This is a genomic window from Pseudomonas sp. R5-89-07, assembly GCF_003851685.1.
GTDB lineage: Bacteria > Pseudomonadota > Gammaproteobacteria > Pseudomonadales > Pseudomonadaceae > Aquipseudomonas.
On sequence record NZ_CP027727.1, the window covers coordinates 2,802,531 to 2,824,759 of the forward strand.

At 60.6% G+C, this 22,229-nt stretch carries 19 protein-coding genes; 7 read left to right on the forward strand and 12 right to left on the reverse strand.

Annotated elements, in window-relative coordinates:
- Positions 1 to 79 precede the first annotated feature (79 nt).
- Entirely contained in the window at positions 80 to 1,117 is a 1,038-nt protein-coding gene (locus C4J94_RS12770; RefSeq protein WP_124386493.1) for a dienelactone hydrolase, read from the forward strand.
- On the opposite strand, the gene C4J94_RS12775 is transcribed toward C4J94_RS12770, so the two are convergent.
- The 4 genes from C4J94_RS12775 to C4J94_RS12790 all read right to left on the reverse strand — a co-directional run bounded on the left by C4J94_RS12775 (position 1,111) and on the right by C4J94_RS12790 (position 6,036).
- Positions 1,111 to 2,283 carry an MFS transporter gene (locus C4J94_RS12775; protein WP_124386494.1) on the reverse strand — a complete coding sequence of 391 codons (1,173 nt, stop codon included), beginning with the start codon at positions 2,281 to 2,283 and terminating at the stop codon, positions 1,111 to 1,113. The genes C4J94_RS12770 and C4J94_RS12775 overlap by 7 nt on opposite strands.
- 166 nt (positions 2,284 to 2,449) lie before the next feature.
- The gene (locus C4J94_RS12780; protein ID WP_124386495.1) at positions 2,450 to 4,036 is read right to left on the reverse strand and encodes an ABC-F family ATPase; all 1,587 of its coding nucleotides are present in this window, start codon (positions 4,034 to 4,036) and stop codon (positions 2,450 to 2,452) included.
- 141 nt (positions 4,037 to 4,177) lie between these two features.
- Positions 4,178 to 5,416, reverse strand: a complete 1,239-nt coding sequence (locus tag C4J94_RS12785) for an MFS transporter (RefSeq protein ID WP_124386496.1) — start codon at positions 5,414 to 5,416, stop codon at positions 4,178 to 4,180.
- Between the two features lie 233 nt (positions 5,417 to 5,649).
- Entirely contained in the window at positions 5,650 to 6,036 is a 387-nt protein-coding gene (locus C4J94_RS12790) for a TIGR03067 domain-containing protein (RefSeq protein WP_124386497.1), read from the reverse strand.
- Positions 6,037 to 6,373: 337 nt separating this feature from the next.
- Here C4J94_RS12790 and C4J94_RS12795 point away from each other — a divergent pair, with 337 nt between their 5' ends.
- The gene (locus tag C4J94_RS12795) at positions 6,374 to 7,711 is read left to right on the forward strand and encodes a Wzz/FepE/Etk N-terminal domain-containing protein (RefSeq protein WP_124386498.1); all 1,338 of its coding nucleotides are present in this window, start codon (positions 6,374 to 6,376) and stop codon (positions 7,709 to 7,711) included.
- A gap of 265 nt (positions 7,712 to 7,976) precedes the next feature.
- Positions 7,977 to 8,876 carry a lipid A hydroxylase LpxO gene (gene lpxO / locus C4J94_RS12800; protein WP_124386499.1) on the forward strand — a complete coding sequence of 300 codons (900 nt, stop codon included), beginning with the start codon at positions 7,977 to 7,979 and terminating at the stop codon, positions 8,874 to 8,876.
- Positions 8,877 to 8,895: 19 nt separating this feature from the next.
- Here the strand turns inward: lpxO and ligD are convergent, their stop codons facing one another.
- Together ligD and C4J94_RS12810 are read right to left on the reverse strand one after the other, a co-directional pair.
- Positions 8,896 to 11,421: a DNA ligase D gene (ligD, locus tag C4J94_RS12805; RefSeq protein ID WP_124386500.1), complete on the reverse strand. Its 2,526-nt coding sequence runs from the start codon at positions 11,419 to 11,421 to the stop codon at positions 8,896 to 8,898.
- A gap of 24 nt (positions 11,422 to 11,445) precedes the next feature.
- Complete coding sequence (locus tag C4J94_RS12810; RefSeq protein WP_124386501.1) at positions 11,446 to 12,285, reverse strand: Ku protein; 840 nt, start codon at positions 12,283 to 12,285, stop codon at positions 11,446 to 11,448.
- Between the two features lie 184 nt (positions 12,286 to 12,469).
- On the opposite strand from C4J94_RS12810, the gene C4J94_RS12815 reads away from it, so the two are divergent.
- Entirely contained in the window at positions 12,470 to 12,784 is a 315-nt protein-coding gene (locus C4J94_RS12815) for a hypothetical protein (protein ID WP_124386502.1), read from the forward strand.
- A gap of 11 nt (positions 12,785 to 12,795) precedes the next feature.
- Positions 12,796 to 13,953, forward strand: coding sequence for a PQQ-dependent sugar dehydrogenase (locus tag C4J94_RS12820; RefSeq protein WP_124386503.1), 1,158 nt, complete (start codon positions 12,796 to 12,798; stop codon positions 13,951 to 13,953).
- 43 nt (positions 13,954 to 13,996) lie between these two features.
- Here the strand turns inward: C4J94_RS12820 and C4J94_RS12825 are convergent, their stop codons facing one another.
- A complete protein-coding gene (locus C4J94_RS12825; RefSeq protein ID WP_124386504.1) occupies positions 13,997 to 14,476 on the reverse strand; it encodes a nuclear transport factor 2 family protein in 480 nt (159 codons plus the stop codon).
- Positions 14,477 to 14,518: 42 nt separating this feature from the next.
- Complete coding sequence (locus C4J94_RS12830; protein ID WP_124386505.1) at positions 14,519 to 15,082, reverse strand: TetR/AcrR family transcriptional regulator; 564 nt, start codon at positions 15,080 to 15,082, stop codon at positions 14,519 to 14,521.
- A gap of 125 nt (positions 15,083 to 15,207) precedes the next feature.
- Here C4J94_RS12830 and pssA point away from each other — a divergent pair, with 125 nt between their 5' ends.
- On the forward strand, positions 15,208 to 16,551 hold the full coding sequence (gene pssA, locus C4J94_RS12835; protein ID WP_124386506.1) for a CDP-diacylglycerol--serine O-phosphatidyltransferase: 1,344 nt from the start codon (positions 15,208 to 15,210) through the stop codon (positions 16,549 to 16,551).
- Positions 16,552 to 16,735: 184 nt separating this feature from the next.
- Here the strand turns inward: pssA and efeO (C4J94_RS12840) are convergent, their stop codons facing one another.
- The 4 genes from efeO (C4J94_RS12840) to efeU are packed head-to-tail and all read right to left on the reverse strand — an operon-like array spanning position 16,736 to position 20,957.
- The gene (gene efeO / locus C4J94_RS12840) at positions 16,736 to 17,554 is read right to left on the reverse strand and encodes an iron uptake system protein EfeO (RefSeq protein ID WP_124386507.1); all 819 of its coding nucleotides are present in this window, start codon (positions 17,552 to 17,554) and stop codon (positions 16,736 to 16,738) included.
- Between the two features lie 26 nt (positions 17,555 to 17,580).
- On the reverse strand, positions 17,581 to 18,885 hold the full coding sequence (efeB, locus tag C4J94_RS12845) for an iron uptake transporter deferrochelatase/peroxidase subunit (protein ID WP_124386508.1): 1,305 nt from the start codon (positions 18,883 to 18,885) through the stop codon (positions 17,581 to 17,583).
- A gap of 13 nt (positions 18,886 to 18,898) precedes the next feature.
- A complete protein-coding gene (gene efeO / locus C4J94_RS12850; RefSeq protein ID WP_124386509.1) occupies positions 18,899 to 20,101 on the reverse strand; it encodes an iron uptake system protein EfeO in 1,203 nt (400 codons plus the stop codon).
- Positions 20,102 to 20,111: 10 nt separating this feature from the next.
- Entirely contained in the window at positions 20,112 to 20,957 is an 846-nt protein-coding gene (efeU, locus tag C4J94_RS12855) for an iron uptake transporter permease EfeU (RefSeq protein ID WP_124386510.1), read from the reverse strand.
- A gap of 166 nt (positions 20,958 to 21,123) precedes the next feature.
- On the opposite strand from efeU, the gene C4J94_RS12860 reads away from it, so the two are divergent.
- The gene (locus tag C4J94_RS12860) at positions 21,124 to 22,149 is read left to right on the forward strand and encodes an AraC family transcriptional regulator (RefSeq protein ID WP_124386511.1); all 1,026 of its coding nucleotides are present in this window, start codon (positions 21,124 to 21,126) and stop codon (positions 22,147 to 22,149) included.
- The last annotated feature ends 80 nt before the right edge of the window (positions 22,150 to 22,229 follow it).

A 22,229-nucleotide genomic window follows, 5' to 3' on the forward strand; every position in this document is an offset into this window, starting at 1 on the left:
AGGTTATGCAGGCTTGGGTTCATTACCCCGGAATTTTTATACGACCTACCGGCTCTCATGCAGCAAAGGTGGACATCCCATGATGCGACTCTGTGCTGTTCTGGTTCTTACCCTCTGCGGCGGCCTGCTTTCAGTGCACGCCGCGCCTGCGCCGCACCCGCATTGGAGCGTGGGCTTTCATCGCATGAGCGTGCTCGACCCGCTGGATGCGCAGCCGATGAAGGCCATTGCGTTTTATCCCTCCACCGACGCCGAGCACACTACGGTATTGGGCGCCTATCATGTGGCGGCCGGCGAAGATGCCAAAGTCGCTATCGGCCGTTTCCCGATGCTGATGTTGTCCCACGGCAATACCGGTACACCGCTGGCCCTGCATGACCTGGCCACTTCGCTGGCGCGCAAGGGCTTTGTGGTGGTGGCGGTGCTGCACCCCGGCGACAACTACAAGGATCACAGCCGCCTGGGCACGGTGAGCAATTTGTATGGCCGACCGATTCAGATTTCCCAGGCGATCACCGCGACCCTGGATGATCCGATGCTGTCGCCCTTCGTCGACATCGACCAAGTGGGAGTCATCGGCTATTCGGCCGGCGGCGAAACCGCGTTGATCCTGGCGGGTGCCAAGCCTGACTTCGAACGCCTGCGCCGCTATTGCCAGCAGCGCCCGGAGGACCGTGACGCCTGTACCACCAAAGGTGAACTGGTGGTCGACCGTGACGACCTGCAGCCCCAAGCCGACCCGCGCATCCACGCGCTGATGCTGATGGCGCCGCTGAGCCTGATGTTTGGTCGCCATACTCTGGCTGACGTGCACGTACCGGTGCTGCTCTACAGCGGCGACGGTGACAAATTGGTGGCTGTGGACAAGAATGCCGCCGCCCTGGCGCGCAAGCTGCCGGAGCCGCCGGACTTCAAACTGCTGGCCGGGGCAGGGCACTTCGTGTTCATGGCGCCGTGCGACAGTGACCAATTGGCAACCATGCCGGCCATCTGCACCGACGCCGACGGTGTGGACCGCGAAGGTATCCATCGCGATCTGATTTCCGAGGCGGGGCGTTTTTTCAGTCACACCCTCGGCGAGGCCACCCGCGCCGGGTTACAAACGGCTGATCAGTAAGCGCGACGCTTGAGCAGCACGGTCAACGTCAGTGCGGTGACGGACAGCAGCGCCGCGCAGAAGAAGATCCAGCCGTAGCCGAGGTTCAGTGCCACCGCGCCCATCAACGGTCCGGCAATCGCCAGGGCCAGGTCGAAAAATACCGCGTACGCACTCAGCCCGGCGCCACGGCTGCTGTCCGGCACGCGCTTGATGGCCTCCACCCCGAGCGCCGGGTAGACCAGTGACAAGCCGAAACCGGTCAATCCCGCGCCGATCAGCGCCACGCCGGTCGACGGCGCCAGCCACAGCAGTGTAAGGCCCAGGGTCTCGATGAGCATGCAGGCGATGGCGGCGGTGAAACCGCCCACGCGGCTGATGGCCGAAATGAACAGCAGGCGCGACGCGATAAAACACACGCCAAACACCGTCAGGCAATACGCCGCGCCAGTCCAGCCGCGGTTGAGGTAGTACAAAGTGATGAAAGTAGTCAGCGTGCCGTAGCCGATCGAGGCCAGGCACAGGCTGGCGCCGAACGGGGCGATACGTCCAAACACCGCCCAGAACGGCAGGCGCTCGCCGCGCACCACCGGCACCGAGGGTTTGTTGCGGATCAGCACCAGGCCCAATGCGGCCAGCCCGGTCAGCGCCAGGCCCAGGCTGGCAAAGCCATAGTCGGCCACCATCACCACCCCCAGCGGCGCGCCGATGGCGATAGCGCCGTAGGAGGCGATGCCATTCCAGGAGATCGAACGGGCGGTGTGCTCGGTGCCGACCGCACCCATGCACCAACTGATGGTGCCCACGCCAATCAGGCTCTGGGCCACGCCCAGCAGCAACCGGCCGACGATCAGCACCGCCAGGCTCACCGTCGGTATGCCCTCAAGGAGCACCGCGATAAACGTCAGCACGCCACTGATCAGGATTCCGGCCAGGCCCAGCACAATCGCGCGCTTGGTGCCGACGTTATCCGACATGCGCCCGGCCATCGGCCGACTGAGCAAGGTAGCCAGATACTGCGAACCGATGGTGACGCCGGCCACCACGGCGCTGTAGCCAAGATGTTCGTGCACATAGCCTGGAATCACCGCAATCGGCAGGCCGATGCAGATAAAGGCGATGAACGTGTAGAAGACGATGGAGACGATCTGCAGGGTGATCGACAGGGAGGAGGGGGCGGCAGGCATGTGAACTCATTCGCTGGCGGGCGGTATGGCCATGATGGCATACCCCGGTAGCAAATGTGGGAGGGGGCTTGCTCCCGATAGCGGAGTGTCAGTCAATGGATGTATTGACTGAGGCACTGCCATCGGGGGCAAGCCCCCTCCCACAGTTAACCGCTAATAGCAGTGCTTAAAACACCACACCCTGGCTGCGCAGGTAGTCGTCGTAGGTGCCGCTGAAGTCGATTACGCCGTCTGCGCTCAATTCGATGATGCGGGTGGCCAGGGACGATACGAACTCACGGTCATGGCTGACGAAAATCAGCGTGCCTGGGTAGTTCTCCAGCGCCAGGTTCAGCGCTTCGATGGATTCCATGTCCAAGTGGTTGGTCGGTTCGTCCATGATCAGCACGTTCGGCTTTTGCAGGATCAGCTTGCCGAACAGCATGCGACCTTGTTCACCACCGGAGATCACCTTCACCGACTTCTGGATTTCGTCGTTGGAAAACAGCATGCGGCCCAGGGTGCCACGGATCATTTGCTCGCCCTGGGTCCACTGGCCCATCCAGTCGAACAGGGTGACGTCGTCTTCGAAGTCATGGGCGTGGTCCTGAGCGTAGTAGCCCAGTTCTGCGGCGTCGGTCCACTTGATGCTACCGGCATCCGGCGTCAGTTCGTTGACCAGGGTGCGCAGCAGGGTGGTCTTGCCAATACCGTTCGGGCCGATGATCGCCACGCGTTCGCCGGCTTCAACCTGAAAGCTGAAATCCTTGAACAACGGCTTGCCGTCGAAACCTTTGGCCATTTTTTCGACCATGACAGCCTGACGGTGCAGCTTCTTGTTCTGATCGAAACGGATGAACGGGCTCACACGGCTCGAAGGCTTGACCTCGGCCAGCTGGATCTTGTCGATCGCCTTGGCGCGGGACGTGGCCTGCTTGGCTTTCGAGGCGTTGGCCGAGAAGCGGCTGACAAACGATTGCAGTTCCGAGATCTGCGCCTTCTTCTTGGCGTTGTCCGACAGCAGCTGCTCGCGGGACTGGGTCGCCACGGTCATGTACTCGTCGTAGTTGCCCGGGAACAGGCGCAGCTCGCCGTAGTCCAGGTCAGCCATGTGGGTGCACACGCTGTTCAGAAAGTGACGGTCGTGAGAGATGATGATCATCAGGCTGTTACGCTGGGTCAGGATGTTTTCCAGCCAGCGGATGGTGTTGATGTCCAGGTGGTTGGTCGGTTCGTCGAGCAACAGCACTTCCGGATCGGAGAACAGTGCCTGCGCCAGCAACACGCGCAGTTTCCAGCCTGGCGAAACTTCGCTCATCGGGCCGAAGTGTTGCTCGATGCCGATACCCAGGCCCAGCAACAGCTCGCCAGCGCGAGATTCGGCGGTATAGCCGTCCATCTCGGCGAACTCGGTTTCCAGCTCGGCCACGGCCATGCCGTCTTCTTCGCTCATTTCCGGCAGCGAATAGATGCGGTCGCGCTCGGCCTTGACCTTCCACAGCTCTTCGTGGCCCATGATCACGGTGTCGAGCACGGTGAATTCTTCGTAGGCGAACTGGTCCTGGCGCAGCTTGCCCAGACGCACGTTCGGTTCCAGCATGACCTGGCCGCCGGACGGGTCGAGGTCGCCACCCAGGATTTTCATGAAGGTCGACTTGCCGCAACCGTTGGCACCGATCAAACCATAGCGGTTGCCGGCGCCGAACTTGACCGAGACGTTCTCGAAGAGCGGCTTGGCGCCGAACTGCATGGTGATGTTAGCTGTGGAGATCAATTACTTTACCTATCAATGGGTTGCGAGCGTGACGGCAGACGCCTTCAGGCATGCGTCAACAGCGACATCAAGGCGCGAAACCCGGTCGCTGAGCACAAAATTGGGATGTGTGTTGGAATTTGGCGCGCATTGTCGCATATGTCAGGCGACAGTTGTATGGCGAGCGAAGGATGGTTTTGCCAATGTCTCCGGCATGGCCAGCAAAACCAGCAGCAACGCCATGGCTGCGACCCCGGCGAGGGTCAGGAAGGCGGCGTTGTAGCCGGCCAGTTGCACCACGAAACCGGCCAGGCTGCTGCTCAGTGCCGCGCCCAGGCCAAATACGGTGGACAGCACGCCGAGGCTGACATTAAAGCGACCGCTGCCTTGGGTCAGGTCCTTGACGATCACGGGGAACAGCGCGCCAAAAATGCCTGCGCCAATGCCATCGAGCATCTGCACGGCAACCAGCCAGTACGGGTCGCTGGACAAGGTATAGAGCACGCCGCGCAGCGGCAGAATCATGAAGCCGGCCACTAGCAGCGGCTTGCGCCCCCACACGTCAGCCTTGGCCCCCACGAGCATCGCCGTCGGCACCATTACCAGTTGCGCGGCGACGATGCAGGCCGACGTCAACGGTGTGGCCATCTGCAGGTTGATCTGCGACAGCTTCTGGCTGACCAGCGGCAGCATCGCCGCATTGGCCAGGTGAAACAGCGCGCAGCAAATGGCGAACAGCAGCAACGGGCGGTTGGCCAGCAACACCGTCAGGCCCGAGGGCTGTTCATGGTCAGTCTGATGCGCCGGGTCGAAGCCGCGGGCCACCTCATGGTCGATCGCCTTGGCGGGTACGCAACCGACTGCGATGACACTGGCCACAGCCATGAATGCCATCAGGTAAAACACCACCACCGGCCCGAACAGATACGCCAGGCCTCCGGCCAGCAGTGCCGCCACGGCGTTGCCGGCATGATTGAAGGTTTCGTTGCGCCCGGTACGTCGGGTAAATGCGCGCGGCCCGGTGATTCCCAGGGAAATCGCGGAAATTGCCGGGGCAAACACCGACGCGGCGATGGCGCTGGCGGCCTGGGTCAGCGCCACCCAGCCAAACGAACTGACGAAGGGCAGCATCAGGCAACTGAGCGTGACCAGCAGCGCCGCAAGCGCGATCACCGTGCGTTTGCTGCGGGTACGGTCGATAAGCGCCCCCGCCGGCCCTTGGGTGACCAGCCCGCAAATGCCCGCCAGGGTCATGACCACGCCAATACTGGCCGGGTCCCATTGGTGGACCGCCAGCAAATAGATCGCCAGGTACGGGCCCAGCCCGTCGCGCACATCCGCAAGAAAGAAATTCAGGCCGTCCAGGGACAGTGCAGTGCGCAGGTTTGAGTGATGGGCCACGTGGCAACCTTCGAAAGCGCAGTCCAGGGGCTGAACACGCGTTGGGTTAGTGACCGGCGCTTCTCGCGATAAGTTCGCGGTTGCTTAAGGTTTGCTGCCGGGTTTTGCACGCAAAAAAAGCCCGCGAGTCATCGCGGGCCAAGGGAATTCACTGGAGTAGGTAGGCTCACCCTATAGGTCGCAACGTGAAGGCCTTGTGAAAATGCGGTGATCAAAGCGGATAAGGGAAGCATTCATGCCCGACGCACGAAGGTGCGCATGGTTTGCCCCGGGCCTGTGCTGAATACGGTTGGCCGAGGCATGCCTTCATCGGCCGCGATAAATACAAAATGATCGCCTTCGAGCCGGTAGCTGGCCGGTAACGACTTGCCGGCGTCTTCGCCGATGGCGTCTACCCAGATAATGCTCTTGGGCGTGGTGGTGGCATCCAAGACAAAACGCCCAGCCAGCAAAAGCTCACCCTCGACTGTGACCACTTCAAACGTATCCCCGCTGATCGTGGTAATCGCACCTGGCGCGCTATGTGCATCGGCCGGGTTGAAGACGCCACTGTCCTCGAGGGCGGTTTGTTCCCAGGCGCCTTGCAGGGCTTGGTAATCGGTGACTGAAGGCGAGGGCATGCAATTTCCTTTTGCTGAGGGACGAGGCGGGCGATTGTACCTGCACTGTAACGGTGCTTACGAGGGAGGGATTTTTTTCTTTAAAAGACAGCTATTTGACAGCTTTTTCATGTTGTATTGACTACGCTTGAAGCGTGATTAGTCCCACAACAAGATGTCTTTGAGACTACGCGTCGACATAAATCAGAAATAATCCTTTAATTGGTGGGATTTTTCGTCAGACTGAGTGGTCAGATTGCCATTGTTCAGCCGTGCTCAGGGCGTTGTCCCTGGTTTTGAAGCCGTTTGGCTTCTTCTAAGTGATGGCCTTTTAATATTAATTTAAGGTGTTTCTATTTTGAATCGAACTTCCCCGCCTGCGCCTGCTGCCGCGTCTGATGAAATTGATCTGTTTGAATTGTTTAATGCCATCTGGCGGCAAAAAAAGCTGATCGTGGGTTGTACGGTTCTGGCCGGAGTTCTGGGCGCGGGCTATGCCTTTCTGGCACCCAAGACCTACGAGGTCAGCAGCGTGCTGCGGCCTGCGGCGATCAACGAACTGGACGCGTTGAACCGTTCCGAAGTGTATAAATTGCCGCCCGCCGATGCGTTGCTTAAAGTGGGTGCGCAGTTGGACTCCTACGAGGCGCGCCTGGGCTTCTTCAAGGATCACGAGGAATTGTTCAAGGCGTTTCAGAAGCCTGGGCAAACTCTGGAGCAGAGCTTTGAAGCCTTTAACCGCAACTCGGTGAATCTGATCCTGCCGGACCCGAAGAAGTCCGACTCCTTGAGCAACTATATTCGCCTGGAATTGCAGTACCCGACCGATGTTGACGGGGTGAAGATTCTCAACGGGTTTGTCGACTACGCCATTGCCGCAGAGCGTCAGCAGGTCGGCGCCGACCTCAAGGTGATCGTGAATAACCGCCTGGCCGAACTCAAGGGCAAGATCGACGCCGCCCGCGCCAACTACGACACCGACAAGGAATCGAAGATCGCCAAACTGCTTGAGGCGGACCGGCTCAAGCGCGCCCAATTGCAGGATGAGCTCAGCGCCCTGCGGTTGCAGATGAAAATGGAGCGCACCAACCGCCTGGCAGAATTGGCCGAAGCCATCAGCATCGCTCAGTCCATGGGGATCAAGACGCCGACCACGCCATCCTCCATGGCTGACTCCGCGCGAACCGGCTCCAGCCAGGTAATGCGCACCGAGGTCAACAATCAGAAGATTCCGCTGTACTTCCTGGGTACCGAGGCGCTGGAGGCCGAGCGCGCTGCGCTGCAAAAGCGCACCAGCGATGACTTCACCAACCCGCGTATTGCCGAAATTGGCAAGGAACTCCAGCTGTTGGACGCCAACCGCGAAGTTGAAGTACTGCGCAAGCGCGGTAATGAAGACATCTTCCTGCAGGACGTTGAGCCGCTTCGCGCCGAAGTCGCCCGGTTGCGCGGTTTGAATATCGACATGAGCAACCTGAAACTGGTGACGATTGACCGCCGCGCCCAAGAGCCTTTGTCGCCGATTAAACCAAAAAAATCCCTGGTCATTGCGTTGAGCCTGGTGGGTGGATTGCTGCTCGGACTGATGATCGCGCTGATCCGCCATTTGGTGCTTACCCAGCGTCGTGCCGTACCTTATTCAGCCTTGGAAGACGGCAGTTTTTCCCGGCGTGAGCGCAAGGACGATCAGCTCTAAGCCCTGGCAATGCCCTCTGGCAGGCGGGTCTTGGGGCCCGCCTGCTCATCCCCTCCAACACACTCAGTAGACAGCTTTTCACAATTCTTAGTTAACCTTTGGTTACAAAGTATGGCTAAATAACGGCCAATGGTCACACATCACTGGCTTCCAGCCGCTCGTGTGGTCTGTATGTGAATTGTGATTTCAGGTGCTGCTTATCCATCCTCGGCCGTTGTGGGCACGCAGGAGCAGCCTGTTCTCTCCCTGACGTGTGACGAATCCCTTGAAACTCATCATTGTTGCTCTCTACGTTGCCTCCATCGCGTATGTACATTTGCGTGGCCGGGTGCGACACAAGCTGGGCCGCCAGCTTAGCGATCACTCGACGTTCCTTGCGCCGATCAACTGCTTCCTTTACCTGTTCTCCAAACAACCGAGCCGTCCTTTCCTGTCACCCAGCGACTTTCCGGACCTGAGTCCGTTGCAGGAGCACTGGCAAGAGATTCGCCAGGAAGGCCAGAACCTGATGCGCGCCGGGGAGATCAAGCGTTCGGAGCAGTACAACGACGTGGGTTTCAACTCGTTTTTCAAATCCGGCTGGAAACGCTTCTATCTGAAGTGGTACGGCGACAGTCACCCCTCGGCGATGAAGCTGTGCCCACGCACCACCGAGCTGGTGCAAAGCATCGGCTCGATCAAGGCCGCAATGTTTGCCGAGCTGCCACCGGGTTCCAAACTGGTGCGTCACCGTGACCCGTACGCGGGCTCCTACCGTTATCATTTGGGGCTGGATACCCCTAACGATCCGGGTTGCTATATCAATGTGGACGGCGAGAGCTACTACTGGCGCGACGGCGAACCGGTGATGTTCGACGAGACCTACATTCATTACGCGGAAAACACCACGCCCCACAACCGCATCATTCTGTTCTGCGACATCGAGCGGCCGATGAAATACCGCTGGGCAGCCGCCTTCAACCGCTGGTTCAGCCGCAATGTAATGGCCGCCGCAGGCTCGCCCAATGATGAGGGCGACAAGACCGGCGGCCTCAACCGCGCCTTTACCCGCTTGTACAAGATCAGGCTGCGCGGCAAGGAGCTCAAAAAACGCAATCGCACGCGCTATTACCTGGAAAAGTGGGCGATCTTCGCTGGCTTGGCGTTGATTTTCATCCTCATCTGAACCCCGCCCAGGGCGCGAATCACTTCGGTGGCTTCGCGCCCAGCTTGTCCCACATCCGCTTGCTGATCTTTTGCCGATTGGCGTAACCGGCCCAGGGGTCGTCCTTTAGATCCTGCAAACGTTCGTGCAGGTTGGCCACGGTCCATTGCTGGGCGCCGCGCAAGCCGCTCAATTCGTCCCGACTGACCGGTACCGAAACCGGCAGGCCTGGTCGCGCGCGTACGGAGTAGGCGGCAACCGTACTGGCACCCCGGCTGTTGCGCAGGTAGTCGATGAAGATTTTACCCACGCGGTTTTTCGGGCCGCTGGTGGCGGTAAAGCGCTCGGGCAGCTGGCGGGTCATGAATTCGGCGATGGCCTTGGCGAAGGCTTTCACGCTGTCCCAGTTATCTCGCCGCGCCAGCGGTACGACCAGGTGCAGGCCTTTGCCACCGCTGGTTTTGACGAAGGCTTGCAAGCCCAACTCGTCCAGCACCGACAGGGTCAGTTGCGCGGCTTCCAGCATGGATTTCCACGGTAGGGCCGGGTCCGGGTCGAGGTCGAGCACGAACAGATCGGGGGTTTCGATCTTGTCGGTGGTGGCGCCCCAGGTGTGCAACTCGACCGTGCCCATTTGCACGGCGCCGACCAGGGCGTCCACGGTATCGATTTCCATCAGGCGGGCATGACTGGGGTCCAGCGCCTGGTCCAATTGCTTGATGTGGGGAATCGTCATGCGCTCGACGTGCTTCTGGAAGAACTGTTCGCCTTCGACGCCTTCCGGCGCCCTGAGCAGCGAGACGGGCCGGTTGCGCAGAAAGGGCAGGATCCAGTCGCTGATGTCGGCGTAGAACTGCGCCAATTGCTGCTTTTGCGTGCCGCTCTGCTTGTCGATAACACGATCGGGGTGGGTAATTTTCAGGTCCTTCACGGTTTTAACGTCCTTCTCGGTTTTTTTCGCCGTTGGCGCCTTGACCGATTTGGCTGTGCGCGGCTGTTCATGAATGATCTGTGCCGCCGGCTTGTCGGTGCGCATGCCCACAAATGCAGCCTGGCGCACCACGCCTTCGCGGGTCCACTCGGCAAATTGCACTTCACCCACCAGGCTCGGCTCGACCCAGTGCACGCCACGGGCCTGGGCGCTGGTCAACGGTTTTTGCAGGGGCGAGTCTTTGCGCTCGAGCACAGTGAGCTTGGCATAGATAGCTTTGAGCGAGGCCTGGTCGAAGCCGGTTCCCACGCGCCCGGCATATACCAGCCCGGCATCATCGTTGACCGCCAGTAGCAGCGCGCCAAACCCGCTACGCGAACCTTGGGGGTGGGTATAGCCGACAATCACGAACTCCTGGCGCAAGCGGCATTTGAGCTTGATCCAATCGGCGCTGCGACGGGTCACGTAGGGGCTGCCGGCGCGCTTGCCGATCACGCCTTCCAGGGCCAGGTCGCAGGCGCTTTCGAAGATATCGTGGTGGTTGGCTGCAAACGCTTCGGAGAAACGCAGCAGCTTGCTCTTGCTGGCGGACAGCGCGGATTTAAGCGCGGCGCGACGATCTTCGACCGGGTCTTCGCGCTGATCGCGGCCATTCAGGAAGGGCGCGTCGAACAGGTAGTACACGATGTCTAGGCTGCGCCCGATGTCGAAGGCATTCTGCAATGCCTGGAAATCCGGCAACCCATCGCCGTTGAGGCTGACCACTTCGCCGTCCAGCCAGCTGTCCTTGAGCTTGAGCGCTTCCAAGGCTTTGGCCTGGCGCGGCAGGCGCTCGGTCCAGTCATGGCCGTTGCGAGTGAACAGACGCACCTCACCGTCGCGAATGCGCGCCAGAATGCGATAGCCGTCAAACTTGATCTCGTAGTGCCAGTCACCTTCGGGTGCCCGGTCGACCAGGGTCGCCAGTTGCGGGGCAAACTGCTCGGGCACGGCGGTTGCCTGCTTGCGCGGGGCCACCTTGGGTTTCGCTTTGGTTTTCGCTGGCGTTTTAGCCTTGGCCTTGGGTTTGCCGACCACGGCGTCGCTGAGCACGCTGGCGGGTTCGGCCTGGACAATATCGTATTCAGCGCTGGGCCGCGCCTGCTGGTCCTTTTCCTTGATCAACAGCCATTGCTCCTTGTCGCCGCTGCCCCTGAGCCGGGTGCGCACCAGGGTCCAGTCGCCGGAGAGTTTTTCACCGACCAGGCTGAACTTGAGCTTGCCGGCTGCATAGGCCTTATGCGGGTCATCATGGGGTTGCCAGATGCCACGGTCCCACACGATGACATCCCCCGCGCCGTATTGGCCGGCGGGGATACTGCCCTCGAAGCCACCGTAACTCAGGGGATGGTCTTCAACGTGAACCGCCAGGCGCTTCTGGCTCGGGTCCAGGCTCGGGCCCTTGGGCACTGCCCAGCTCAACAGCACACCGTCCAGTTCCAGGCGGAAGTCGTAGTGCAGGTTGCGCGCATCGTGTTTCTGGATCACAAAGCTCAAGGCCGAGGCTTTGCGTTTGGACGCCGGTGAGTCGCCGGCGGGCTCGGCGGTGATGCCGAAGTCGCGTTTGCGGTTGTACTCGCTCAGGGGCTTTGCCATGTCGTTCTCCAGCCAATGGCAGACTCAAGAAGCCTTTTTGTTGGATTTTTTCGCGGCGGGTTTCTTGGCCGCCGGTTTGCCCGCCAGGCTGCGCTTGAGCAGTTCCGTCAGGTCGATCACATCGGCGGACTTGCGCTCTTCGCTGCCTTCGACCGATTCCACGTCTTCGATCTTGCCTTCCTTGGCCTTTTTCTCCACCAGCGCCATGATCTTTTCCTGGAAGGTGTCGCGGTATTCCTCGGGTTGCCAGTCGGCGCTCATGTCTTCCACCAGACGCTTGGCCATGTCCAGCTCACCCTTGGCGAGGGTGGGTTTGACCACATCCGCACCCAGCTCCAGTTCATCCAGGCTGCGCACCTCGGCGGGCCAGCGCAGCATGACCAGCACCAGCGCCGACTCCAGCGGCATCAGTGCGGCGAGGTGCTGCTTGGTGTGCAGCACCACATTGGCCAGGGCGACCTTGCCGGTTTTTTTCAGGGCCTCGCGCAGTAGCGCATAGACTTTGCCGCCGCGTTTATCGGGCGCCAGGAAGTAGGGCGTGTCGATGTTTTGCAGGGGGATCTGGTCGCTATCGACGAAGGCGATGATTTCGACAGTCTGGGTCGATTTGGGGTGAGCTGAACGGATTTCGTCCTCGCTGAGCACCACGTAGCGGCCTTTTTCAAAGGCGACGCCCTTGACGATATTTTCCTTGGTGATTTCCTTGCCCGTGGTCTTGTTGATGCGCTTGTAGCCCACCGGGTCCATGCTGCGTTTGTCCAGCCAGTCAAAATCAACGCCTTGGGAAGACGTCGCCGACACCAGCGACACCGGGATGTGAACCAAGCCGAAACTGATGGCGCCTTTCCAGATTGCCCGGGGCATAAGTACCTCTCCTGCAAAAATTAGCCTGTGTTCTGGTGACTCGCGGGCCTGGGCAAAAGTTTCGGCGAACGGATGCTCGGACAGATCGTGTTACACCTGGTGAGAAAGTATTTAATGTCGCCATACGAACCCCTGGGGTAGCGTGTTATCGAAAGCACGTGTACTCGCAACGAGAGGCATCGTCATGAACCGTTATGTGCGTCATCTTGCAGCGCTGGCATTGGGCCTGACCCTGGTTCCCCTGGCCCAGGCGCAAAACCTGCCGGGGCGTTACGACACCAATAACAGCCCTATTCACCGAGCCAACCCCAACAGCATGCAGGGCACCCAGCCGAATGCGCCGGCCGTTCGCGGTATTCAGACCGCGCCGACCAACCCCCGGCCTACCGTGGAAAACCGCGGCATCGGCAACAGCTATCCCAAGCGCGACGCCGCGCCCAGCCGCCCGAACACCGAAACCAAAGCTCCCACCTATGATGCCAACGGCAATCGCCGGTAAGGATCCGTCTTATGTTTCTACGCAAAACCCTGCTAGCCGCTATTTGTGCAACCACGCTGCTGCCATTGGCGGCGGTTCACGCCGCCGATGCCCGACAGTTTCCCAGTGAGCAAGGCAGCATCACGGCCACGCCGATTGCCAAGGGCTTGAATCACCCCTGGGCGGTAGCGTTCCTGCCGGACAGGCAAGGCTTTCTGGTGACCGAATTGCCCGGCCAGCTGCGCTTTGTCAGCCCTGAAGGCAAGCTCTCCGCGCCTTTGACGGGCGTGCCGCAGGTGTGGGCCAAGGGGCAGGGCGGTTTGCTTGACGTGGTGCTGTCACCCGACTTCAAGCAGGACCGCATGGTGTACCTGTCGTACGCCGAAGGCGGCGGCGAGGACGGCAAGGCCGGAACCGCCGTTGGGCGAGGGCGCTTGGCTGATGACTTGAGCGGCCTGAAGGACTTCAAGGTCATCCTGCGCCAGGAACCCAAGCTGTCCACCGGCAATCACTTCGGCTCGCGCCTGGCGTTTGACCGTGACGGCTACCTGTTCGTGACCCTGGGCGAAAACAATGTGCGGCCCACCGCTCAGGACCTGGACAAACTGCAGGGTAAAGTCGTGCGTATTTATCCGGATGGCCGCGTGCCCGACGACAACCCCTTTGTCGGCCAGCCAGGGGTACGCCCCGAAATCTGGTCCTACGGCCAACGTAACCCGCAGGGGCTGGCGCTGAACCCGTGGAGCGGCACGATCTGGGAAAACGAGCATGGGCCACGTGGCGGTGATGAAATCAACATCATCGAACGCGGCAAGAACTACGGCTGGCCACTGGCGACCCATGGCATCAACTATTCCCTCACGCCGATTCCCGAGGCCAAGGGCAAGACCGCCGAAGGCACAGTGGCGCCGCACCATGTGTGGGAAAAGTCACCGGCGATCAGCGGCATGGCGTTCTACGACGCCGACCGTTTCAAGGCCTGGCAGCACAACCTGTTTATCGGCGCGCTGGCCAGCAAGGAGCTGATTCGGTTGCAGTTCGATGGCGACAAAGTCGTCCATGAAGAGCGCTTGCTGGGTGACTTGAAAGCGCGAATTCGTGATGTGCGGCAGGGGCCTGATGGCTATCTGTATGTGCTGACGGATGAGGATGATGGGGTGCTGTATCGAGTCGGGTTGAATCAGGACTGAGCGGTCAGCCGCAAGCCTGAAGCTTCAGGCTTGCGGCTTGCGACTAAAGCCCTAGCTCGGACAACCCCGGATGATCATCCGGGCGCCGCCCCAGCGGCCAGTGGAACTTGCGTTCACTGTCCTTGATCGGCAGGTCGTTGATGCATGCAAAACGGTTGGCCATCAAACCGTTCTCATCGAATTCCCAGTTTTCATTACCGTACGAACGAAACCAGTTGCCGGAGTCATCGTGCCATTCGTAGGCATAGCGCACGGCAATGCGGTTGCCGGTGAAGGCCCACAATTCCTTGATCAGCCGATAGTCCAGTTCTTTGGCCCATTTACGTGTGAGGAAGCCCTTGGCTTCTTCGCGGTTATGGGCAAACTCGGCGCGATTGCGCCATTGCGTGTCCAGCGTATAGGCCAGTGAAACCCGATGTGGGTCGCGGGAATTCCAGCCGTCTTCGGCCAGACGCACTTTTTCAATGGCCGACTCACGAGTAAAGGGCGGCAGTGGCGGGCGTAGTTCTGCGTTAGAAGACATTGAGCAGCTCCTTGAAAACCATGTAAGTGGATCGAAAGTAGTTCAAATCCCCAATAGCGTTCGCGCCATCGTTTGCGCATTATCGGCGGCCGTTGAATCGCCCATCACCAAGGCAACGGTAATGGCGCCATCAATCAGGATCAGCAGTTGCGCGGCCTGCCGCTGCGGGTCGGGGGTGCCATGTGCGTGACACAGTTCGAGTGCGTACTCGAACAGTTTCTGTTTGTGCGCCTTGGCTAGCAGGCGTACCGGGGAGTGCGCATCGCCGGTTTCGCCGCTGGTATTGATAAAGGCGCAGCCACGAAAATCCGCCGAGCCGAACCAGCTTTTCAGGGCGCTGAACAGCGCCAGCAGGCGCTCGCCACTGCCTTCACTGCGCTCCACTTCCGTACGCAGCCAGCGCATCCAGCGTTCGTCGCGGCGCTGCAGGGCGGCGATCACCAGCTCATCCTTGTTGGTGAAATACCGATAGATGCTTTTGCGCGAGACACCTGCGGTTTTCACCAGCAAGTCCATGCCGGTGGCAGCGATACCGTGCCGATAAATCAGCTTCTCGGTCACGTCGAGGATAATGTCACGGGTTTCGTTATTTGTCATATCGTTCATGGTCAGCACAGTAGAACGATCATTCTTCTTGGTCAATAGGGAATTTTCCATACACGGTGACGAGACCTGAGTGCCCCCATGGTGTAAGCTCTGGGCCTCTTCGGATTCGACCCATTGCGAGCCTTATGCCGTCGTTCTTCAAACGCTCCCTGTTGCCCAAATTGCGCGGTTTCCCACTGTCTGCCGATGCCATCGAGGTATTGCCCAGCGCCGATGCCTATCGCCGCTGCCTGCTGGAGAAAATTTCTCAGGCCACGCGGCGCATCTACATCGTTGCGTTGTATTTGCAGCAGGACGAAGCGGGGCAGGAGATTTACGACGCGCTGCACGCCGCCAAGGCCGCGCGGCCGGCGTTGGAGATCGTGGTGATGGTCGACTGGTTGCGCGCCCAGCGTGGGTTGATCGGTGCCGGCAAACAGCCGGGCAACAGCGCCTGGTACCAGGCCATGACCCAGAGCCACGCCAGTGAAGTGCCGGTGTATGGCGTACCGGTGCAAACCCGCGAGCTGTTCGGCGTGTTGCACCTCAAGGGTTTTGTGATCGACGACACGGTGGTGTACAGCGGCGCCAGCCTGAACAACGTATACCTGCACAAATTCGACAAATACCGCTTCGACCGTTATCACCTGATCCACAGCCAGGCGCTGGCCGACTCCATGCAGCACCTGGTGGAGCATGGCCTGATAGCGTCCAAGGCAGTACATCGCCTTGACCTGCCCAACCCGCCCACCACCCGCAGCCTGCGCAACGACATCGGCGACCTGCGCAGCCGCCTCAAGCATGCGGCGTATGACACCAGCGCCGGGCAATTGCCCAATGGGCACTTGCAGGTCAGCCCGCTGCTCGGTGTGGGCAAGAACAACCCGCTCAGCCGGGTCATTCTGGAACTGATCGCCAGCGCCCAGCAGCAACTGACCATCTGTACGCCGTACTTCAACCTGCCGCTGCCGGTGACTCGGGAGATCAACCGGGCTCTGGCACGGGGGGTGAAGATCGACATCATCGTCGGCGACAAGACCGCCAACGATTTCTACATTCCGCCCAGCGAACCCTTCAAGGTGATCGCCGCGTTGCCGTATCTGTACGAAATCAGCCTGCGCCGGTTTGCCAAGCGCCATCAGCCGATGATCGACAGTGGCCAGTTGAACCTGCACCTGTGGCATGACGGCGACAACAGCTATCACCTTAAAGGCATGTGGGTCGACGAGCGCTACACCTTGCTGACCGGCAACAACCTCAACCCCAGGGCGTTCCGCCTCGACCTGGAAAACGCCTTGCTGATCGATGACCCCAAGGGCGAATGGTTGGCGCCGCGTGCGCAAGAGCTTGCGCATATTTTCCAGCACACCACGCGCATCGCCGGCTATCAGCACTTGCAGACCCTGGCGGATTACCCGGCGGCGGTGGGCAAATTCCTGCGCAGGGTCAGCCGGGTCCGCATCGAACGGTTGCTGTACCGGATTTTGTAAAACCACCTGGCCAAAAAAACACCCAAGCGCCGAAAGGGATTCATTGTAGGAGCGAGCTTGCTCGCGAAAAACACCCAGGCAACGCGTTCATTCTGGATAAGCGCGGGGGCCTGAGTTCTTCGCGAGCAAGCTCGCTCCTACAAAAGGCATTAACTGACTGGCATTAGGGCCTGGGTGTTCGGGCCTAGTTCAGGCCCAGCTTGCCGCGCAGCATCGACAGGTCTTCAGCCAGGGTATTGACCGGGCCCACCAGGGCCTTGCGGTCGTTATCCTTGACCTTGTCGTAGGTCTCAAAGCCTCCGTCCGCGGTCTTGTACTTGGCCAGGATCTTGTTCACGGTGGCAAAGTTCTTGTCGACCTTGGCCAGGAACCCTTTGTCTTGCTGACCGATCTGCCCACGGAACAGATCGACGATTTTCTTCGCGCCGTCGATGTTGCCCTGGAAGTCATACAAGTCGGTGTGGCTGTAGCGGTCCTCTTCGCCGGAAATCTTGGTCGCGGCAACTTCTTCAAGCAGCGCTGCGGCACCGCCCACGACTTTTTCCGGTGGGAAGGTCAGGCCGTCCACCCGGGTTTTCAAATCCAGCACGTCGCTGTTGAGCTTGTCGGCGAGGGCATCCAGGCCCTGGGTGGTGTTTTCCGCGAACAGGCTGTACTCGATGCGGTGAAAGCCGGTGAAGTCTTCGGCCTTCACGCCTTTTTCGTGATCGTCGACGCGCGAATCGATGGAGGCGTCGAGGTCGCTGAACAGCTCGGCGATCGGCTCGATGGACTCATAGTGCACACGGGTCGGCGCGTAGAGCTTCTTGGCGGTGGCCAGGTCGCCTTTTTTCACCGCGGCGGTGAAGGCCTGGGTCTGGGTGACCAATTCACCAATCTCTTCGGTGACATAGATCTTGTAGTCCGACACCGGGCCTACCAGGTCCAGGGGGGCCGTGGCAGCAAAGGCGGCCAGCGGCGAAAGGGTCATCAGCAACGACAACGCGAGGGTCGACTTTTTCATGGGACGGTATCCGCTCTGAGTTTGTTTTAGGTATGGGCAGTGGTGTGGGGGTGCGTTGCCGCAAGCAGCGTGCGCCCGAGGAAGTCGTCGGGCCCCGTGACCCCTGGCAAGGTGAAGAAATAGCCACCGCCGACGGGCTTGAGGTATTCCTCCAGGGGCTCGCCGTTGAGCCGGGTCTGCACGCTGATAAAGCCTTTCTCCAGGTCAGCCTGATAGCAGATGAACAACAGCCCCATGTCCAGCTGACCGTTCTTGTTGACGCCGTTGGAGTAGTTGAACGGCCGCCGCAGGATCAGGTTGGCCTGGGTCTGCGGGGTGCGTGGGTTGGCCAGGCGGATATGGGCATCGAGCTTGGTCAACTTGCCTTCCGGGTCCTTGCTGTAGTCCGGGACCTGGGATTCCTTGGTGCCATCCATCGGCGCGCCGGTGGGTTTGACGCGGCCAATGATGCTTTCCTGTTCTTGCAGCGGGGTACGGTCCCAACGCTCGACAAAGTTGCGGATGATGCGCACCGCCTGGTAGCTACCATGGGCGGCCCAGGCGGGTTCGTCGCTGCCGGTCTGGACCCACACGATCCGGTCCATGGCCGTGGCGTCGTTGGAATCGGGGTTGGCCGACCCGTCGCGAAAACCCAGGAAGTTGCGCGCACTTTGCGCCGGTTCACCGGGTTTGGCCGGCGCCTGGGGCGGAACGCTGCCTTCCTGTTTCCAGCGCACCAGCAGCAGGTCGGGCAGGTTCTTCACGATGTCGCGCAGGGCGTGGATATTGGTGTCCGGGGTGTTGGAGCTGAATTGCAGGCTCAGGTCACCGTGGCACTGCGCCGGTTCCAGCGCATCGTTGGGGAAGCCGACCATGCGGATCAACCGCTTGGGTTTGGCTGCGCCGAGGCCGAAGCGCTCATCGAACAGTGACTCACCCACGGAGACGGTGATGGTCAGGTTATCCGGTGTGACCACCGGGCCGAGGATGCCGGAGTCGGTGGGCGGCAGTTTCGGGTCGACTTGCGGCACGGTGCCGCCGGTCATCAGGAACGCGATGCGTTCGTTCAAGGTGCGAAACAGGCGTTCCAGGTCGTCACGGTCGCTGGCCAGCACATCGAAGGCCACGAGCATGCCGCAGGCCGGACGCGGTGTGACGATGCCGCTTTGGTGTTGGCCGAAGAATGCCTGGTGGTCCTGGGTCTTGTCACTGCGCGGCGCGGTGGTGACTTGTTCCGCGGCGGCCGCCATGGCCGGGCAGGTCAGGGTGCTGCCGGCAATCGCGGCACCGGTGGCGGCCATGCCCAGCAGGACACGACGGCGTTGGAGGTCAAATTGTGCTGAATCACTCATGTATGCGTTCGTCTCACTGCAGGCCGGAAAGGCCAAGGGCGGGGTCGATTCCATCGAGTGCGGCGGCCAGTGCCTTGGCCTTGTCGCTGATCTGCTTGCGCTGATCGGCGGTCACGCTGTCATAGGTGGCGTAGCCCTGGTCGGCCTTCAAACCCTTGAGGTCGGCATCGAAGGCGGCGAGGGCGCTGTCGACTTTAGGCAGCAGGTCGGCAGCGGACTTGGTCATCAGCGGCCGCATCAGCTCGACGACCTTGTGTGCAACCTCCAGGTTGGCGGCGAAACCGTTAAGGTCGATGTGGCTGTAGCGTTCCTCTTCACCGCTAACGGCGCGACCATCCGCCAGGCTGTTGAGGTTGCGCACCACGATGCTCACCAGTTGCTCCGGTGGCAGGGATTGGGCGAGCAATTGTTGCTTGAGGATGGTGACGTCGCTCAGCAAGCGCTGGGCAATCGGCGCCAGGCCGTCGAGGCTGCGTTGCTGGAACAGGCTGTATTCAAGGCGGTGGAAGCCGCTGAAGGCCGGGTCCTGCTCGCGCTTTTCGAAGTAGTCGGCGCGCGCATTGATCGCGTTGTCCAGCTCGGCCAGGCGTTGCGCTGCCGGCGCCAGGCGCTGGTAGGCCTCTCGAGCCGGCACATACAGAGCCTGGGCCTGGGTGAGGTCGTCGGCATCGATTGCCTGTTGCAGCGCGGTGACTGCCTTGACCAGTGCACTGCCTTGGCTGCTCAGGTAAACCCGGAACTCCGACAGCGGGCCGATAAACGCCACCATCGACGGCTTGGCCTTGGCCTGGGCGTCGGACTGCGCAGTGGGCGTTACATGCAAGGTGCCACGTGGGTTGCTCAGCAGTCCGCAGGTGATCGCATAGTCGCCGGGCAGCAGATTGGCGTCGATCACCTGGCTCAGGCCCGGCGCGATATTTTCGCGCTCTTCGACGACCAGAACGCCGTCGAGGATTTCCCATTCCACCGCGCGGTCGGAGCGGTTGATGATGCGAAAGCTTGCACGGCCGGCGGGTACCGTCAGTTCGTTCGGTTCACAGGCGTGGCCATGAATGGTCACCGCGATTTCATCGTGATTGGTCTGGCGCTTGCTGGCCGCCAGTTGCGAGGCGTAATAGAACAGGCCACCGGCGGCGATCATCACGACCACCGAGCCCGCCACGGCCCAGCGCAGGGCGCGGGGTGGCGAAGCCGGTTGAGGGGTAGGGTTGGACAAGGTACGGTCCTTACTGGCTGGAAACGGAAGAAGGTGAGGCGGCCGGCCTGGATGGCGCGGCAGGCAGAAAGAACAACACCAAGGCCACCACCAGGTAGATCAGGTAGGCGCCGAGGGTGCTGATGGTGGGCGCTTCCTGATAGCCGAACATGCCGGCGAGTACCGAGCCCAGCGGGCTGTCCATGGGCAGCGCGGCGCTGAAGTCGAACAGCACGGTTTGCAGGTGATTCCACACGCCCGCTTCGTGCAGAGCTTGCACCGAGTTGGCGAGGATGCCGGCGGCCACCACCAGGATAAACAGGCCAGTCCAGCGGAAAAACGCGGCGAGGTTCAGGCGCATGCTGCCGGTGTAAATGAGGAAGCCGACGATGATCGCCAGAATCAGGCCGAGCAGGGCGCCAATCGGTGCGCCCGCGCCTTCGCTCTGCTGGAACACCGCTAGCAGGAAGAATACGGTTTCCAGGCCTTCACGGGCCACGGCGAAAAACACCATGAGGATCAGCGCGGTGACCTGATGCCTGGAACCGGCCAGTGCGTGGTCGAGGGATTGATGCAGGGAGTGCTTGATCGACCGCGCCACCTTGCGCATCCAGAACACCATGGAACTGAGGATGCCCACTGCGACCAGTCCGACAATGCCTTCGAACAATTCCTGCTGCTTTTGTGGGAACTCGGCGCTGACCAGTTCCAGGCCACCGCCCACTAGCAGGGCCAGGGCAGCGGCGAGAAACACGCCGATCCACACCGCAGGCATCCACTGGCCGCGCCCGGTCTGTTGCAGGTAGCTGGCGATGATGCCGACGATCAACGCCGCTTCAATGCCTTCGCGCAGCATGATTAAGAAAGGAACAAGCATCGGGCACCAGGGCGTAACTAGATAGGAAGCTAAGTTGTAACATAATGATACTCATTGCTAAACAAGAAACATTGACCTTTGCTGAACCTAGGCTGAACGGTGGTGGCGAAGGGCAACCGCCCTTATCATGCAGGCCATAAACCGCAGTCGGATCGAGCCACGCCCCATGTCGGAAAAAGACACCATCTCCATTCACCTCGTGCGCGAAGCCCTGTTGCAGAGCTGCGCTCCTGGGGAGGCAACGGCTGAAGCGTTGAATAAGGTCGGGATTGATCCGGCCCTGCTGGAGCAGCCGTCTGCGCGCGTACCGGCCACCGCTTATGCACGGTTGTGGCGTTTGCTGGCGCGACGTCGGGACGATGAGTTCTTCGGCATGGACCCACGCAAGCTCAAATCCGGCAGCCTGGCGTTCCTGTGTCGTGCCTCCATGGCACAACCCAGCCTGGTGGCCGGCCTGGAAACCGGCCTGGATTTCCTGTCGCTGATGCTCGAGCGCATGCCGGCCCAGTTGGTGCGCCAGCAAAGCCTGGCAGAAATCGTACTGCTCGAATCGGAGCCCGAGCCCAAGCGCGCGTTCACCTATTTCACCTATTGGATGATCGTCCACGGCGTTGCCTGTTGGCTCGCGGGGCGGCGCATCCCCATCCTGGCCATCGAAATGCGCTGCGCACGGCCGGACTTTTGTGATGATTACCAAGTGATGTTTTCAGACAACCTGCGCTTCGATCGGCCACGCACCCGCATGATCTTTTCCGCCGAATGCCTGGACCAGCCAATCAAGCGAACCGCGCAGGAGCTGCAGCGGTTTCTCAGCCAGGCGCCGGCCAATATCCTGGTCAAATACCGCGACCCGCAAAGCCTTGCCAGCCGTATCAAACATGACCTGCGCCAAATGCCTGCGCACACATGGCCGGAGACCGAAGGCCTTGCGACCACGCTGTGTATCTCGGCATCCACCTTGCGCCGCCGTTTGGCGGAAGAGGGTCAGACTTATCAGGGCCTCAAAGACAGCGTGCGCAAGGAACTGGCGGTTGTGTGGCTGGCCGAGCCGCAGATCAGCTTTGCCCAGATTGCCGAGCGGTTGGGGTTTGCCGATACGAGTTCGTTTTATAAGGCGTTTCGCAAGTGGAGCGGGTCGAATCCGGGGCATTATCGGAGTTTGATTTTGAACGAGCTAACCCCCGACGCGTAGCGCAGATGTGATCGACAAAAAAAAGCCCCGCGAGCCGATGACCCGCGGGGCTAAAAATTGGCTGGATGCGACCAACCAAA